Source organism: Alphaproteobacteria bacterium US3C007 (genome assembly GCA_034423775.1).
In the GTDB taxonomy this organism is placed as follows: Bacteria; Pseudomonadota; Alphaproteobacteria; order Rhodobacterales; family Rhodobacteraceae; genus Thalassovivens; species Thalassovivens spotae.
Window position 1 is genome coordinate 2842064 of sequence record CP139918.1, and the last position, 15248, is coordinate 2857311.

11 protein-coding genes and 1 tRNA gene are annotated in these 15248 nt (G+C 48.8%); 7 read left to right on the forward strand and 5 right to left on the reverse strand.

Annotation, left to right across the window (positions count from 1 at the left end; genetic code table 11):
- Positions 1–288 precede the first annotated feature (288 nt).
- Positions 289–738: a GFA family protein gene (locus tag UM181_13540; protein WQC62331.1), complete on the forward strand. Its 450-nt coding sequence runs from the start codon at positions 289–291 to the stop codon at positions 736–738.
- A gap of 318 nt (positions 739–1056) precedes the next feature.
- Here UM181_13540 and UM181_13545 read toward each other — a convergent pair whose 3' ends face one another.
- On the reverse strand, positions 1057–1371 hold the full coding sequence (locus UM181_13545; protein ID WQC62332.1) for a hypothetical protein: 315 nt from the start codon (positions 1369–1371) through the stop codon (positions 1057–1059).
- A gap of 767 nt (positions 1372–2138) precedes the next feature.
- Between UM181_13545 and UM181_13550 the strand changes: the two genes are divergently transcribed.
- Positions 2139–2963 carry a hypothetical protein gene (locus UM181_13550; GenBank protein ID WQC62333.1) on the forward strand — a complete coding sequence of 275 codons (825 nt, stop codon included), beginning with the start codon at positions 2139–2141 and terminating at the stop codon, positions 2961–2963.
- 216 nt (positions 2964–3179) lie between these two features.
- Here the strand turns inward: UM181_13550 and UM181_13555 are convergent.
- From UM181_13555 to UM181_13570, 4 genes are all read right to left on the reverse strand, one after another.
- Positions 3180–3254, reverse strand: a tRNA-Glu gene (locus UM181_13555).
- A 125-nt stretch (positions 3255–3379) separates the two neighbouring features.
- Positions 3380–5119 (reverse strand): single-stranded-DNA-specific exonuclease RecJ, encoded by a 1740-nt coding sequence (recJ, locus tag UM181_13560; protein WQC62334.1) that lies wholly within the window; start codon positions 5117–5119, stop codon positions 3380–3382.
- A 10-nt stretch (positions 5120–5129) separates the two neighbouring features.
- Positions 5130–6101: a class II fructose-bisphosphatase gene (gene glpX, locus UM181_13565; protein ID WQC62335.1), complete on the reverse strand. Its 972-nt coding sequence runs from the start codon at positions 6099–6101 to the stop codon at positions 5130–5132.
- A gap of 42 nt (positions 6102–6143) precedes the next feature.
- Positions 6144–7430 (reverse strand): homoserine dehydrogenase, encoded by a 1287-nt coding sequence (locus tag UM181_13570; GenBank protein WQC62336.1) that lies wholly within the window; start codon positions 7428–7430, stop codon positions 6144–6146.
- 147 nt (positions 7431–7577) lie between these two features.
- Between UM181_13570 and UM181_13575 the strand changes: the two genes are divergently transcribed.
- The 5 genes from UM181_13575 to rpoD all read left to right on the forward strand — a co-directional run bounded on the left by UM181_13575 (position 7578) and on the right by rpoD (position 15158).
- Positions 7578–8180 (forward strand): TetR/AcrR family transcriptional regulator, encoded by a 603-nt coding sequence (locus tag UM181_13575; GenBank protein WQC62337.1) that lies wholly within the window; start codon positions 7578–7580, stop codon positions 8178–8180.
- A 363-nt stretch (positions 8181–8543) separates the two neighbouring features.
- Positions 8544–9482 (forward strand): NAD(P)-dependent oxidoreductase, encoded by a 939-nt coding sequence (locus tag UM181_13580; protein WQC62338.1) that lies wholly within the window; start codon positions 8544–8546, stop codon positions 9480–9482.
- A 156-nt stretch (positions 9483–9638) separates the two neighbouring features.
- Positions 9639–11024 carry a Glu/Leu/Phe/Val dehydrogenase gene (locus tag UM181_13585; protein ID WQC64764.1) on the forward strand — a complete coding sequence of 462 codons (1386 nt, stop codon included), beginning with the start codon at positions 9639–9641 and terminating at the stop codon, positions 11022–11024.
- Between the two features lie 99 nt (positions 11025–11123).
- Positions 11124–13064, forward strand: a complete 1941-nt coding sequence (dnaG, locus tag UM181_13590; protein ID WQC62339.1) for a DNA primase — start codon at positions 11124–11126, stop codon at positions 13062–13064.
- 111 nt (positions 13065–13175) lie between these two features.
- Positions 13176–15158: an RNA polymerase sigma factor RpoD gene (gene rpoD, locus UM181_13595; protein WQC62340.1), complete on the forward strand. Its 1983-nt coding sequence runs from the start codon at positions 13176–13178 to the stop codon at positions 15156–15158.
- Positions 15159–15248: the final 90 nt, after the last annotated feature.

Consider the following 15248-nt stretch of genomic DNA (forward strand, 5'->3'; position numbering starts at 1 on the left):
TAAGGTGATAATAGCAGCTAGTTTATACCCATGCTTACTTGATTTATATGGGACCCCTGATATAATCAAAGGTAGATTCGATGGTACTTAATAACTACCTATAGGTGTAAAATAAAAAAAATACTTTAGCCCGTCTGCTGTTTCACTGCGTATCGGTACTTCTTCACTAATAGCCTTCACCTCACCCCAAATCCCCTAGAAATACAAAAATAAGAAATAAGTTTGACCTGAACTGAGGTGCTTCGTATCGTTTGTTAGAATTGAGAGGATTTAAAGAGGGAGAGTGAAATGAAACATTCAGGTGGCTGCCACTGTGGACAGGTGAAGTTTGAAACTGACTTAAACCCAATGCTTTCGATGCAATGTAATTGTTCCTCATGCCGACGTTTAACTGGGTCTGTGAATATGGGTATGTATTATCAAGAAGATGAAGTGAATTTTTCGGGGGACCAAGTTTATTACGAGTATGAAGGTGGTAGTGGTGGAAATATGAAGATGGGTTTCTGCCCCAAATGTTATGTCAGAGTTTCAGCCAGACCAGAAATATTAGAGGGCGTTGTGGGTATGCCACTCGGAACATTTGACAAGGCTAAAGAAGTTGAAGGTTTGAAGCTGGAAATCTGGACAAGTGAAAAGCTAAAGTTTCTTAAAGACAACGATTGTTTTGAAATGCGGGTTGAAGATAGCGGCTTGATGGAGCGTCTTGCGACTTTAATCGAGAGTGTTGAAAACAGATAAGCTGCTTCGAAAAGGTATTACTTACCTAAAGAATGACCCTACCGATTAAGCAGGGCCAGTTTTAAAGCGAGGGAGAAAAAGTAAGTCTATAATTGATACGGATAAAGACAGGAATTGTTTAGCTGAAGTATTTTTCATAGTGGCTTTCACGTTCAGCTTTTAGCATCCCCGCTGTATCATCCATAAAGTTGTTTCTGTCCTCTCTGGATTGAAAAACCCAAATACAAACTGTGTCTTTGCCATGATAAATAGCTTTTAACTCATCATCTATGTCACAAATGTTTTGTGGTATCTCGGCTTTGATACAGTACATTTAAGTTAATCTTTCTCAGTGTTATTGTTCAGTACTCCGTTGATAAACTCAACTAAGACTGGCCCACTCAAGGGCATAACTTCCCTCACACTAAAGTTCTCACGTTGATCTTCGATAAAATTCACCCTGTGCTGGTCAGCAACTGCTCTAGTTTCTTCATCAGGGTAAGTGTTGATGCCAATAGCTGAGGTATCTCCAGTCTGAACAAATAAGGAGATAATATTATTGGGAAAGGGCCCTGACTTACCGTATTGTTGCGCCCAACCCTTAAGTTCCTCTGGCGTATCAAACTCAAACATTACAACATTTGCCACAGTCATTGTCATTAGCCCTTTTCATTCTCATAAACTCGAATGCAGCACTAATTATTCAGCGGGTCAACTGATTGATGATGGCACTGGTGTTTTAATAAAGGACAGCATTGAAAGGATTGCCATTGGCTCTAACTCTAGCAAGTAGCCAATGAACTTGTCACCAGTGGGGTACCGTATAGGCCAGATACGAAGTATGTACCCACGGCAGATAGACTAACCGAACTGACCTTTTAGCATATTTAAAAGTTCTTCATGGTTTTGGGTAGGACTGTCACGGGTTATCGAGACTTCCACTCCATCTTTATGTTTCTTGTTACGACGTAAACGACCCGATTGCTTGGGTTCCAACACATTGTTCGCTTTGGAATATACGCTCGTAACAGCAAAATTGGTTGCCATAGTGTGAGTGTATAAATTCATATTACCACCTCACTTCTAATTTGCTTTGTGCAAGAAAATACGGTGGAAAGTAAAAATTGTTTAACTAAAGGGTTAAAAAATACGTTCTGAGGCGATAGTATAAGCGCCCAATTTATATCAATCTACGCCACCAGCATTCGCTTAAAACCTAATCACTCAGAAAGATAAAAATAAGAAATAAGTTTGACCTTTGATTAATGTCCCGTAGTTTAAATATGTGGTCAAAAACTAAGGCGATTAACTGAACTATGAACTCTCGATGGGAATATACGAACACAAAGATTTCTCGGGAGTTTAACCCACAAAATTATTCCAGCCACCTTAACGATATGGGATCTCAAGGCTGGGAGCTAGTGACAGTAGATACTTATGCCGACCAAGGTTTCAATTTACTGTACTGGAAAAGGCACTCTGCTTCTAAAAGTTTCCCAAAAACAGAGGGGTATTCCGTCGGGAAAGATGAGACGATTGATAACGACCTCAAAATGAAAGAAGAGACATCTATAGTTGAAAGAGTGCAAACATTGTCTTCCATCGCAGCGGCCAATGCCCCCAAACCAGTCTTCGCATCTATTGTTCGTTTCGTCGTAAAACCAGGCCATATGAGTTCAATGTTTGATGAAATAACAAAGACTGGTTCGGAAGAAGCGGTAGTTCAATACACACTTCAAATCTCAGATTCTGAAATACTTAATGTAACTATGGTACCTGAGTTAGATGATATGATTACGAAAGAAGAAACGGGGGTGAATTGGTTAGATACTGTCGAACATATGTTAGTTAAGTTCTCTAATGGCAGTAGGACAGATGCATGTTCAGGAGCAATATTGTTTGATTGGCATAATGACCAAAATGAATTGCAGTTGCAAAACAAAACTAAGGTACTGTCGGCTGTAAAGTATCGGGTCAAAGAAGGCTGTGTGGATGAGTTTCTAGACTTCGTGATGACCCCATCAGAAATTCCTATGAAAATACGCAAGACAATTATTCAAACTGATGAACAGGAATTTTACGAGTTAGGTATCGCAGGTTTAGAAGAAAAAATTGAAACGGAAGACGAAGAAGTTACGTGGCTTGATACCGTAGAGCATTTACTTGAATTTTTTGGTGATAGCCGGACTAACGCCTGTTCTGGAGTGGTCAACATATGGAACAACCCGAAGTTTCTACAAGATTGATTGTGCAGAACATTATCGAAAAATGACCCCACCGATTAAGCAGGGCTAGTTTAATTACATTGCAAAAGTGTACGATTCCCTATGTCCCCGTAGCTTTGAAATTGAAGCGGAATGTCTGAGGAAAATATTACCAGTCACGACCTACGGGAAAAACCTGCGGGAAATATCTTTAACCGAAGCCTGTTTTTGTCATGTAAATAAGGGGTTTTAAAAACGTGGCAGCCCGTAGGGGAATCGAACCCCTCTTTCCAGGTTGAAAACCTGGCGTCCTAACCGATAGACGAACGGGCCACTATCGCTTCGTGCCGTGTCTTTAGGCAATGACCAAGGGGCTTGCAAGCGAAATTTGAGTGATTTTTAAAAAATCCACTTTTTATTGAACTGGGAGTGTTAAAACCATCTGCTGGCATTTCAATCTAGGCCAGCGCGGCATCATCGAGCACCAATTGAATGGATTTTCGTCCGTTCCAGATGTTCAGGTTTAATTTTCCTGCCAAGTGAAACCGTTTTCCCCCATGCGCAAGCAAAGCAGGGCCAAGCGCCGTTTGAAACGCATTAAATGCAATGCCTTCAAGCGCCGCGCCCTCGGGATCTTGCGCGCGAAACTTGAGGTGCTGATCCCCAACGCGCTTTGCAAAAGACAGACGCATATCGCTAAAGGCAAAGCGCGGCGTAGGAGCCCCCGATCCGAAGGGCCCAGCTTTTTCCAGATCTTCATAAAGCTCAAGGGAAGCTGCAGAGGCCATTAGTAACGCATCGAGTTGTAAATCTTTTGCGCCCCCTGCGGCGCTGCCTTGTTTTGCAAGCAAGTCAGACAAACGCGCCATTGCCGGGGCCAGTTGGGCTTCTGTTAGGCTCAGACCAGCCGCCATTTTATGTCCGCCGCCCTTTTCAATCATTCCTTCTTGCACCAATTTTTGAATTGTCGCGCCTAGATCAACACCGCTGACGGATCTGCCCGAGCCCTTGCCCGACTTGCCGTCAAATCCAATAACGATGGCTGGGCGATTGGTGGCTTCTTTTAGCCGCGCGGCAACAATTCCCACGACGCCTGGATGCCACCCTGCGCCGGCGGCCCAGACAAGGGGGCCCTCTAAACCGCGCTCGCTGGCTTGGTCGATCGCCGCTAAGCGCACGCTTTCCTCCACGTCTCTGCGATCTTGGTTCAGCTCTTCAAGGCGCTCAGCCAGGGCTTGTGCGTGAGAGGGATCATCGCAAATAAGTAATTTTGCGCCCAAATCCGCTTGTCCGACGCGGCCGCCCGCATTGATGCGCGGGCCCAAAACAAATCCAAGATGATAACTGCTGGGCGGGCTTTGTAAGTTTGCGCAATCTGCAAGGGCCGTCATGCCAGGGCGTTTGCGCTGCGCCATAATGCGCAGACCTTGGCGGACAAATGCGCGGTTCACCCCGATTAAGGGGGCAACATCGGCAACCGTCGCTAAAGCCACCAAATCGAGCATTTGCATCAAATCTGGACCTGATTGATCCATTTTTCGCAATTGTCGACCCGCTTCTACAAGGCATAAAAATACCACAGAGGCAGCGCATAAATGCGCAAGGTCGCTGTCTTCATCTTGGCGGTTAGGGTTCACAACCGCGCAGCATTGGGGCAGCGTCTCTGCCCCCAAATGATGATCTAAAATGATCACTTCGGCAGGTTGCGCGGCCTGCACAGGGGCATGGCTCAGCGTTCCACAATCCACACAGATAATCAGATCATGATGTTGACCCAAGTTTTGCATTGCTGGTTCATTGGGGCCATATCCCTCTTCAATTCTGTCCGGGATGTACAGCGTTGCGGCTTGGCCAAAATGTTTTAGCCACGTGATCAACAAAGCTGCCGATGTGGCCCCATCAACATCATAATCCGCAAAAATCGCGATTCGCTGTTTTTTGAGCATCGCCTCAATCAAGCGACTGGCCGCCTTATCCATATCGCGCAATCGCAAGGGGTCCGGCAATAGGTCACGCAATTGCGGGTTAAGATAGGGTTTGGCCTCTTGGCCAGAAATATTTTGCCGCGCTAATACTGCAGCGACGGCAAAAGGCAGGTCATGATCTTGTGCAAGTGTTTCAGCGGCACGGCGCGTCGCGTCAGATGGCCCCATCCAGGGGCGACCGGAGATCGAAGACTCAACGTTTAGAAAGGCCAAACCATCTCCTTTAATCGCGCGGCTCCGTTGGAACGCGATAGCTCATTCGGCGCACAGAGCCGGTTTTAGAGCGCATGAGCAAGGTTTCGGTTGTTCGAAATCCAATCTCACGCTTTATCCCCGGCAAGAGCGAACCGCCTGTCACGCCGGTTGCCGCGAAGATCACATCTTGGGTAACCATGTCATCGCGCGCATAGATACGATTTAAATCGGTTATACCGGCTTTGTAAGCGCGTTTTTTTTCATCCTCATTGCGGAATAAAAGCCTACCGAAAATTTGCCCGCCCATACATTTTAACGCAGAGGCTGCCAAAACCCCTTCTGGGGCCCCGCCATCGCCCATGTAAATATCAATGCCCGTGATGCTTGGTTCTGCGCAATGCATAACACCGGCCACATCCCCATCTGTGATCAGGCGAATGGCTGCCCCCGTGCTGCGCACTTGTTCAATCATTTTTTCGTGCCTTGGTCGGTCAAGGATGCAGGCGGTCAAATCAGATGCAGAACAATTTTTGGCAGAGGCCAGCGTCATAATTCGCTCCGCCGGGCTCATATCAAGATGCAGCAAATCATCGGGAAAACCCGGCCCAATGGCCAATTTTTCCATATATACGTCTGGCGCATGCAGCATTGAACCGCGCGGACCCATAGCGATCACGGTCAATGCATTTGGCATATCTTTGGCGGTCAGCGTAGTGCCCTCTAGCGGGTCCAAAGCGATATCCACCCCAGGCCCATTGCCGGTGCCGACTTCTTCACCGATATAGAGCATAGGGGCTTCATCGCGCTCGCCTTCCCCAATCACTACCACCCCGGCAATATCCAGTTTGTTTAATTGGTCGCGCATCGCGTTCACGGCCGCTTGATCAGCAGCTTTCTCGTCACCTCGGCCAATTAAATCAGCTGATTCCAGGGCCGCGGCTTCTGATACGCGCGCCAGCCCTAAAGACAGCATCCGATCACTAAAATCTGTTTTTGTCATTTTTGTTTTAAGTCCTTTTACTAGGAGCAAAGGGTGGTTTGCTCAAACCGTTTCAATGCGAAGCGCCACCGGCTGGGCGGCCAATACATCCGTGTTCGGCAATTCGGCCAAGGCTTTGTTTAAGGCCTGGCGCGAGGTTTTATGCGTTACGATCAAAACAGGGGCGGTTTCTTCGGAATGGCCATATTGGCGCATTCGATCGATCGAGATCCCTGAGTCAGCTAGGATAGCGGCAACGCGCGCCAAGGCTCCGGGCTTATCGAGCAATTGAAGCCGAAGATAAAACGGGGCAGGCGTCACGCTTTGCGTGGTTTGCGCGCGTCGAAGCGATTTGGCGGGTTGCCCAAACGTGCTGATGCGCGTGCCACGGGCCAGATCGCAAATATCGGACAGAACTGCGCTTGCGGTGGGGCCTTCACCAGCGCCCGCGCCCCGCAGCACAATTTGCCCCACATTGTCTCCTTCCAGCACCACCATATTGGTGCCGCCTTCCAATTGCCCCAGCGGCGATTGTGCGGGTACCAAACAGGGGGTCATGCGCTGTTCTAAACCGCGATCGGTGAATTGAGATACCCCTAGCAATTTGATGCGGAACCCCATATCGGCGGCTTGTTCGATATCATTGATCGAAATTTGTCCAATGCCTTCAAGCTCTACGCCTTCAAAATTTACCGCGGTGCCATAAGCAATCGAAGAAAGCAAAGCCAATTTATGCCCTGCATCGATCCCGCCCACATCCAGTTCGGGATCCGCTTCTAGATAGCCCAGCGCTTCAGCCTCGGCAAAAACATCGGCATAGGACAAACCTGCGGTTTGCATGCGCGTCAGGATGTAATTGCAAGAGCCGTTCATCACGCCTAAAATGCGGGTGATGTCATTTCCGGCCAACCCCTCGGTCAAGGCCTTCACCACTGGAATACCACCCGCAACAGCAGCCTCAAAACGCAGCACTTTACCGCCATTTTCCGCTTTTTCGGCCAGTTTTTGCCCGTGATGCGCCAACAGCGCTTTATTCGCCGTGACCACATCTTTGCCCGCGTTCAAGGCAGCCTCGGTTGCCTCTTTGGCTGGCCCTTCATGGCCGCCCATCAATTCAACAAATATATCGACGTCCGGGCGCTTGGCCAAAGCAACCGGATCCGCTTCCCATGCATAGGGCGCTAGATCAATACCGCGGTCTTTCTGCGCGCTGCGCGCTGACACTGCCGTTATAACTATCTCGCGCCCCGTACGCTGGCGCAGCAAGGCAGCTTTTTCTGCAATTATTTTTACAACACCGACACCCACGGTGCCCAATCCGGCAATTCCCAGTCGTAATGGAGCGCTCATCTACAATCCGATTTTTTATATAAAAACGACTCCTGCTCTAGCGTTTTCACCGCAGCGCTGCAATCACTCTGTTCCTCATACCGTAAAAGATTGACAGAAAATCATCTGATGCTTTTATTTGAACAAGTGTTCATATATTGCTGTGTTATGGCTCGAACCTCTGGATCTCACGCATTAAAAACTGGCCCAAAAGTCCGACTGGCCGCTTTAAAGCTGTTTGCGCTTTACGGATATGCGGCTGTGTCTATGCGTCAGATCGCGGCAGAGGTTGGCGTGCAAGTGGGTGCGCTTTACAATTACACACCGGATAAACAATCCTTATTGTATGATTTGATGCATACGCATCTTACTGATTTGTTGCAGACTTGGCGTTCGCAAAAAACGGATACCGCCCCCGAAGAACTGGTGTTGCAATTCGTGACCTGCCATTTGAATTATCATCTGGATAAATCAGAGGCAGTGTTTATCGCCTATATGGAGTTACGCAATCTTTCTGAGTCAAATTTTGCTAAGATTGAAACTTTGCGCAAGAGCTATGAATTAGAGCTGGAATCTATCATTACGGCCGGACAAGGGGCATGTATTTTTTCGGTTGAAGATCCAAAGATTACAAGTTTCGCCATTTTAGGAATGCTGAAAGAAGTGGGCACTTGGTTTGACGGCGAAGGCCGCTTAACAAAGGATGAAATTATTGCGCTGTACCGTGACCTTGTGCTTCGCATGTTGGGCGTGCCTGCCAGCAAACCGTGATCTGCTTTTCTTTGCTTGAACCAGCGATCGCGCCGAAACGCGCCGCGTACGGTTGATGGGCGTCTTATTTCCTGGCGCCTGTCTAGGCTGACCGTTGCGCGAACAGATCCGCGTGTTTACGATTTTCCAGCGTGGTTACGATTTCAATGTGCCGTAAAAACCGGCTCTGAAGGCGCACTCGGAATTTTGAAACTTGAAAATGGCTTGCTAAACTTGGTGCTGGCACATTTGGTGTTTAAAAAAGGAACCGTTTGAAATTGGGCAAGCCGCCAAGCTGGGAAGTATTCGGCGCTGGAAGGTCGGAAACAGACTGAACAATGGTTTGGAAACCACTAAGTTTTAAAAAACTCAGGAGAAAATAAGATGCAGGTCGGATTTATTGGTTTGGGAAATGTTGGAGGCAAATTGTCAGGCAGTTTGCTGCGCAATGGTGTATCTTTACAGGTTCATGATTTGGATGAGGCTTTGGTGGAGGCGTTTGTGGCAAAGGGCGCCAAAAACGGAGTAAGCCCGGCTGAAATGATGCAAAGCTGTGACATAGTGATCACCTGTTTGCCAAATCCAGCCGCTTCTGCCGCGGTGGTTCAAGCGATGCTTGCGCATGTAAAGCCCGGTAAAATCTGGTTGGAAATGTCGACCACAGACGAAGCGGAAGTCAAACGACTTGGTGCGTTGGTGCAGGCCAAAGGCGGACAAGCCGTGGACTGTCCTGTTTCAGGCGGATGTCATCGTGCAGATACGGGAAATATTAGCATTTTCGCTGGTTGTGACCGGCACAGTTTTGAGGCGGTTTTGCCGTTTCTTACAAAAATGGGGCGGCGTATTTTGCATACCGGAGATCTGGGATCTGCTAGTATTCTAAAAGTAATCACAAATTATATGGCCACGGCAAATCTGGTGTCTTGCGCGGAAGCCTTAACCGTCGCCAAAGGGGCGGGCATGGATCTTAAAGTGGCGTATGAGGCTTTGAAAATCTCTTCGGGTACGTCATTTGTGCATGAAACAGAAAGCCAGCTAATCTTAAATGGCAGCCGCGATGTGTCGTTTACGATGGATCTGGTTGCAAAAGATATTGGCTTGTTTCAAGAGGTTGCAGATCGAGCTTCGATACCGCTCGAATTGAATCCATTGTTAATCTCTATCTTTCAAGATGGGATTAAGCGCTTTGGGGCGCGTGAGTTATCCCCAAATATTATCAAGCGCTTAGAAGAGGTGACCGGGTTAGATGTGCGCGCAGATGGTTTTCCGGCCGAATTAATTGATGATGAGCCCGAACAGCCCGGCTATGAAGTGCGCGTCTAACCACATAAGGCCTCGCGTTCTTTCTGCCATAATTTTTCTTGGGGTTGTGAGAAATATGATATGTGTTGGGCCGAACGAGTTTTATTTTTATATTTATGGTTTGGGGGAGATTGCAGGGTGAAAACGGAAATTAGCTTTCGCGAAAGCGTTGAAAGAATGTTTGATCGGGCAGTTCGCTTGATTGATTTGCCGGCTGGGTTGGAAGAAAAAATCCGGATTTGTAATGCCACTTATACGGTGCGGTTTGGCGTGCGATTACGCGGTGAAATAAAATCCTTCACGGGATATCGTTCGGTTCATTCTGAACATATGGAACCTGTAAAAGGGGGCATTCGGTATTCTTTAGGGGTGAACCAAGACGAAGTGGAAGCTTTGGCGGCGCTTATGACCTTTAAATGCGCTTTGGTCGATACGCCGTTTGGCGGCTCTAAAGGTGGGCTTTGTATTGACCCAACGCTTTACGAAGAGCATGAGCTTGAGCTGATTACCCGCAGGTTTGCTTATGAGCTGATTAAGCGTGATTTGATTCATCCCAGCCAAAACGTACCCGCGCCTGATATGGGCACGGGGCAACGTGAAATGGCCTGGATTGCAGATCAATATGCTCGCATGAACACAACCGATATCAATGCCAAGGCGTGCGTCACTGGCAAACCGATGAACGCGGGCGGAATTGCGGGGCGGGTTGAGGCCACGGGGCGCGGTGTTCAATATGCGTTGCAAGAATTTTTTCGTGAGCCATTAGACCTTCAGCGCGCGGGGTTGAGCGGGTCTTTAGAAGGCAAGCGCGTGATTGTTCAAGGGCTTGGCAATGTCGGGTTTCATGCTGCAAAGTTTTTATCCCAGGAAGATGGCGCTAAAATTATTGCCGTGATCGAGCGCGACGGCGCGCTCATAAACGAAACCGGGCTGAATGTTGAGGGCGTTGCAGATTGGAGAAACACAACAGGGGGTCTTAAAGATTACCCGGATGCTGTGTTTGTGCCAGAGGGCGCCAAGCTGCTTGAGCATGATTGCGATATATTGATCCCTGCGGCTTTGGAGGGCGTGATTAATTTAGAAAATGCAGCGCGGATCAAAGCCCCGTTGATCATCGAAGCGGCGAATGGGCCAGTAACGGCGGGCGCTGATGAAATATTGCGCGAAAAGGGCTGCGTGATCATTCCGGATATGTATGCAAATGCGGGGGGCGTAACCGTTTCTTATTTTGAATGGGTAAAGAATCTTAGCCATATCAGATTTGGCCGGATGCAGCGCCGTCAGGAAGAGGCACGCAGCCTCATGTTATTGGACGAATTGGAACGCCTCTCAACCCAAATGGGCGCTGATTGGAGCATGAGTGCAGATTTCAAAAAACGCTTTGTTCAGGGCGCGGGTGAGTTAGAGTTGGTGCGCTCGGGTTTGGATGATACGATGCGCGCCGCGATGCAGGCAATGCGGGCGCTTTGGCATAGTGATCAAAACGTCACCGATCTGCGCATCGCAGCTTATTTGGTCGCCATTCGCAAAGTCGCAGAGAGTTATCAAACAAAAGGGCTTTAAAGCCAGATCGTGCTTTTTTGAATTGCTCGGGGGCGTAAAAAGTTTGTTTCTTTTTGCTCAGTACTAGACTTCGCCTTAGGAAGCTCCGATATTCAGCCCATGAGCCTGCCAGTTGGATTTTTGGATGAGTTGCGGAGCCGCGTCAGCATAAGTGCTGTTGTGGGCAAGAAGGTCACATGGGATCTGCGTAAATCCAATCAGGGCCGCGGTGATATGTGGGCGCCATGCCCGTTTCATCAAGAAAAAACGGCCTCGTTCCACGTGGAAGACACCAAAGGTTATTTTTATTGCTTTGGCTGTCAGGCCAAGGGCGATATTATTACATTCGTAAAAGATACAGAAAATGTGAGCTTCATAGAGGCGGTAGAGATTTTGGCCGCAGAGGCTGGTCTGAGCATGCCGGCCCGCGATCCGCAGGCAAAAGAGAAAGCGGATCAAAAAGGTGCGCTTGTCGATGTTATGGAGCAAGCGGTTCGCTTTTTTCGCTTAAGCCTGAAAACAAACGCCGCTGCTGATGCGCGGCGCTATTTGTCTGGGCGTGGGCTGTCTGAAGAGGCGCAAGCGCGCTTTGGCATTGGCTTTGCGCCAGAAGATCGCTCTGCGCTTATACAGCATTTTAAAGCTGCCGGTGTTGCCCCTGAAAAGCTTATTGAAACAGGCCTTTGTATCCAGCCCGAAGAGGGCAGAGCCCCGTATGACCGGTTTCGTGGACGGATCATGTTTCCTATTCGTGATGCCCGTGGGCAGTGCATTGCTTTTGGCGGGCGCGCGCTTGATCCGGCTGCCAAGGCCAAATACCTTAATTCTCCTGAAACTGTTTTGTTCGATAAAGGGCGCACGCTTTACAATATGGGCCCTGCCAGAAAGGCCGTTGGACCGGATCAACCATTGATTGTAGCCGAAGGGTATATGGATGTAATCGCATTGGTTGAAGCGGGCTTTGAGGCCGCGGTTGCGCCGCTGGGCACAGCCATAACCGAAACCCAGCTCTCGCTGTTATGGCGCATGACCCCCGAGCCTATTGTGGCACTTGATGGCGATAAAGCTGGCTTGAGAGCAGCCTACCGATTGATCGATTTGGCGTTGCCGGCGTTGGAAGCCGGCCGTGCTTTGCGGTTTGCCTTGATGCCCGAAGGCCAAGACCCAGACGATCTCATCCGCCAATCTGGGGCCGGCGCCTTGCGCAAATTGCTACAAAAAGCGATGCCAATGGTTGAGCTGCTCTGGCAGCGCGAAATGGCGGCTGGACCGTTTGATAGCCCGGAGCGCAAAGCCGGCTTGGATAAAGCGTTGGCAACTAAAACTAAGTTGATCAAGGATCACGGACTGCGGTTGCATTATGAAACGGCGCTGAAAGATTTGCGCTGGGCCTTGTTTCGAAACCATGGCAAGCGGGGCGGCAAGCGTGGTCAAGCGGCAAGCCTGCCGGGAAAACCTCAGCAAAGCACCAAGGCCTCAGCGCTCGCCTCAGGTAATGATAGGGTTGCCCAATATATCCATGAGGCGGTGATCGTTGCGGCCGTGCTGGTCTGCCCAGCTGTGTTGAAGGATGTGCGCAGCTTCCTCGAAGGCGTGGATTTTGATGATCCAAATTTAGATGCAATGCTCCGCATCATGGTGCAAAGCAAAAATCAAACGCGCTCTGAGTTAGAGGCGCAGATTGCCGCTGCGCTAGGGCCTCAGGTGATCGAAAAACTGTTTTCTGCGGGACATGTGCGTATGGCCGCCGGTTTGCTGAATTCGGATCAAACAGAGAATGCGCGCGCTACAATTTTGGAGGCTTTGGGGAAACTTTCCAGCCGAAAAGGTCTGGCCGCAGAATTGAAAGAGTTGCAAGAGGCCGGAGAGGAGGCCTTGGATGAAACCGCTGTTTGGCGTCTGAAGGAAGCCGCTGAGGCGGGGCATAATTCCTTAAAAGCAGTTCAAGAAGATAAGGTTCAATATCAGATGGCGCAGAACGGTGCGCGAATCAACCGCAGTGAAAAAGACCGATTCGATGAAATTTTGGGGGGAATTTCCTTTCAAAAGCCAAAAAACTGACTAAATAGAGGGATAACAGTAAATAAAGTACTATACACGGGGTGGCCGAATCATGTGATTCCGTTATTTCTTGTCAGTAACGAATCACTCGCGTTAAATTAGGAGTCCCAAATGGCCGCTAAAGACACCGACGATCGCAAGACAGATGATCAGGATGCGGAGATCTCCCTTGATATGAGTCAAGCCGCAGTCAAGAAAATGATCGGTGAAGCGCGTGAGCGTGGCTATATAACATACGATCAGCTCAATCAGGTTTTGCCACCCGATCAGGTTTCTTCCGAACAAATTGAAGATGTGATGTCGATGCTGTCTGAAATGGGCATCAATATCATTGAAGATGAAGAGATCGAAGAAGAAGAAAAAGGAGCCACGGATCTGGTCGCGGTGACAGGCGGTAAAGATGTGGCGCTTTCTTCGGGTGAAACCGAAAAGCTTGATCGCACCGATGATCCCGTGCGCATGTACCTTCGTGAAATGGGCTCGGTTGAGCTGCTCAGCCGTGAAGGTGAAATCGCGATCGCCAAACGGATCGAGGCAGGGCGCAACACGATGATCCTTGGGCTATGTGAAAGCCCTTTGACGTTTCAGGCGATCACGATTTGGCGCGATGAATTGCTAAGCGAAGATATTCTTCTGCGCGAAGTGATCGATTTGGAAACCACCTTCGGCAATCAAATGGAAGAAGATGGTGAAGGCGAAAATGTTCTGGCAAACGGCAATGTCGCGGTTGGGCAGCAAAAAGAGGCCCAATCCGAAGAGTTGGATGCAGATGGCAATCCAATACTGACCGATGATGATGACGATGACGATGATGATCAGTCCAACCTGTCTTTGGCGGCAATGGAAGCGGCGCTGAAACCTCAGGTGCTTGAAACGCTTGATCGTATTGCATCCGATTATATCAAATTATCCGACATGCAAGATTCGCGGATTTCGGCGACTTTGAACGAAGATAGCAGCTTTACCGAGACACAAGAGGCAACATATCAGGCGTTGCGCGCTGAAATTGTCGAGCTGGTGAATGGGCTACATTTGCACAATAACCGAATTGAGGCCTTGATTGATCAGCTATATGGCATCAATCGGCGCATCATGCAGATTGATAGTTCAATGGTTAAATTGGCGGATCAAGCGCGGATCAACCGCCGTGAGTTTATCGATGAATATCGGGGCCATGAACTCGATCCCAATTGGATGGAACGCATGGCTGAGAAAGCTGGCCGGGGATGGCAAATGTTCATCGAACGCTCCTCCGATAAAGCGGAAGGGTTGCGCAATGATATGGCGCAGGTTGGTCAATATATCGGTTTGGATATCAGCGAATTCAGACGCATAGTCGCGCAGGTGCAAAAAGGTGAGAAAGAAGCCCGCCAAGCCAAGAAAGAAATGGTTGAGGCAAACCTGCGTTTGGTGATTTCAATTGCTAAAAAATACACGAACCGCGGCTTACAATTCCTTGATTTAATACAAGAAGGTAACATTGGCCTCATGAAGGCGGTGGATAAGTTTGAATACCGGCGTGGGTACAAGTTTTCAACCTATGCGACATGGTGGATACGCCAAGCGATCACCCGGTCGATCGCTGATCAGGCGCGAACCATTCGTATTCCTGTTCATATGATTGAAACCATCAACAAACTGGTACGCACTGGCCGGCAGATGCTGCATGAGATTGGGCGCGAACCAACGCCCGAGGAATTGGCTGCTAAACTTCAAATGCCGTTGGAAAAAGTGCGCAAAGTGATGAAAATCGCCAAAGAGCCAATTTCACTCGAAACCCCGATCGGAGATGAAGAAGATTCGCAGCTGGGCGATTTTATTCCGGATTCTAACGCTGTCTTGCCATTAGACAGTGCTATTCAAGAGAATTTGAAAGAAACCACTACGCGCGTGCTGTCATCGCTCACGCCGCGGGAAGAGCGGGTTTTGCGCATGCGCTTCGGCATTGGTATGAATACGGATCATACGCTTGAAGAAGTGGGTCAGCAATTCAGCGTGACGCGCGAGCGGATCCGGCAGATCGAAGCCAAAGCTTTGCGCAAGTTAAAGCACCCGTCACGCTCGCGTAAATTGCGTAGTTTCTTAGATCAATAAACACGCTATTTGGTCTGTTTTACCGGCCAGATGCACCCAATGCATTTTTGTGAAGATAGGGCAGTTTGGTATGCGCTGGCTAAACCCGAA

Bases quoted from the DNA above. Each gene is read 5' to 3' on its own strand.
- UM181_13570 (WQC62336.1), bottom strand. From the start codon at position 7,430: ATGAGCGCTCCATTACGACTGGGAATTGCCGGATTGGGCACCGTGGGT.
- UM181_13575 (WQC62337.1), top strand. From the start codon at position 7,578: ATGGCTCGAACCTCTGGATCTCACGCATTAAAAACTGGCCCAAAAGTC.
- UM181_13580 (WQC62338.1), top strand. From the start codon at position 8,544: ATGCAGGTCGGATTTATTGGTTTGGGAAATGTTGGAGGCAAATTGTCA.
- glpX (WQC62335.1), bottom strand. From the start codon at position 6,101: ATGACAAAAACAGATTTTAGTGATCGGATGCTGTCTTTAGGGCTGGCG.
- UM181_13545 (WQC62332.1), bottom strand. From the start codon at position 1,371: ATGACTGTGGCAAATGTTGTAATGTTTGAGTTTGATACGCCAGAGGAA.
- dnaG (WQC62339.1), top strand. From the start codon at position 11,124: ATGAGCCTGCCAGTTGGATTTTTGGATGAGTTGCGGAGCCGCGTCAGC.
- rpoD (WQC62340.1), top strand. From the start codon at position 13,176: ATGGCCGCTAAAGACACCGACGATCGCAAGACAGATGATCAGGATGCG.
- UM181_13540 (WQC62331.1), top strand. From the start codon at position 289: ATGAAACATTCAGGTGGCTGCCACTGTGGACAGGTGAAGTTTGAAACT.
- UM181_13585 (WQC64764.1), top strand. From the start codon at position 9,639: ATGTTTGATCGGGCAGTTCGCTTGATTGATTTGCCGGCTGGGTTGGAA.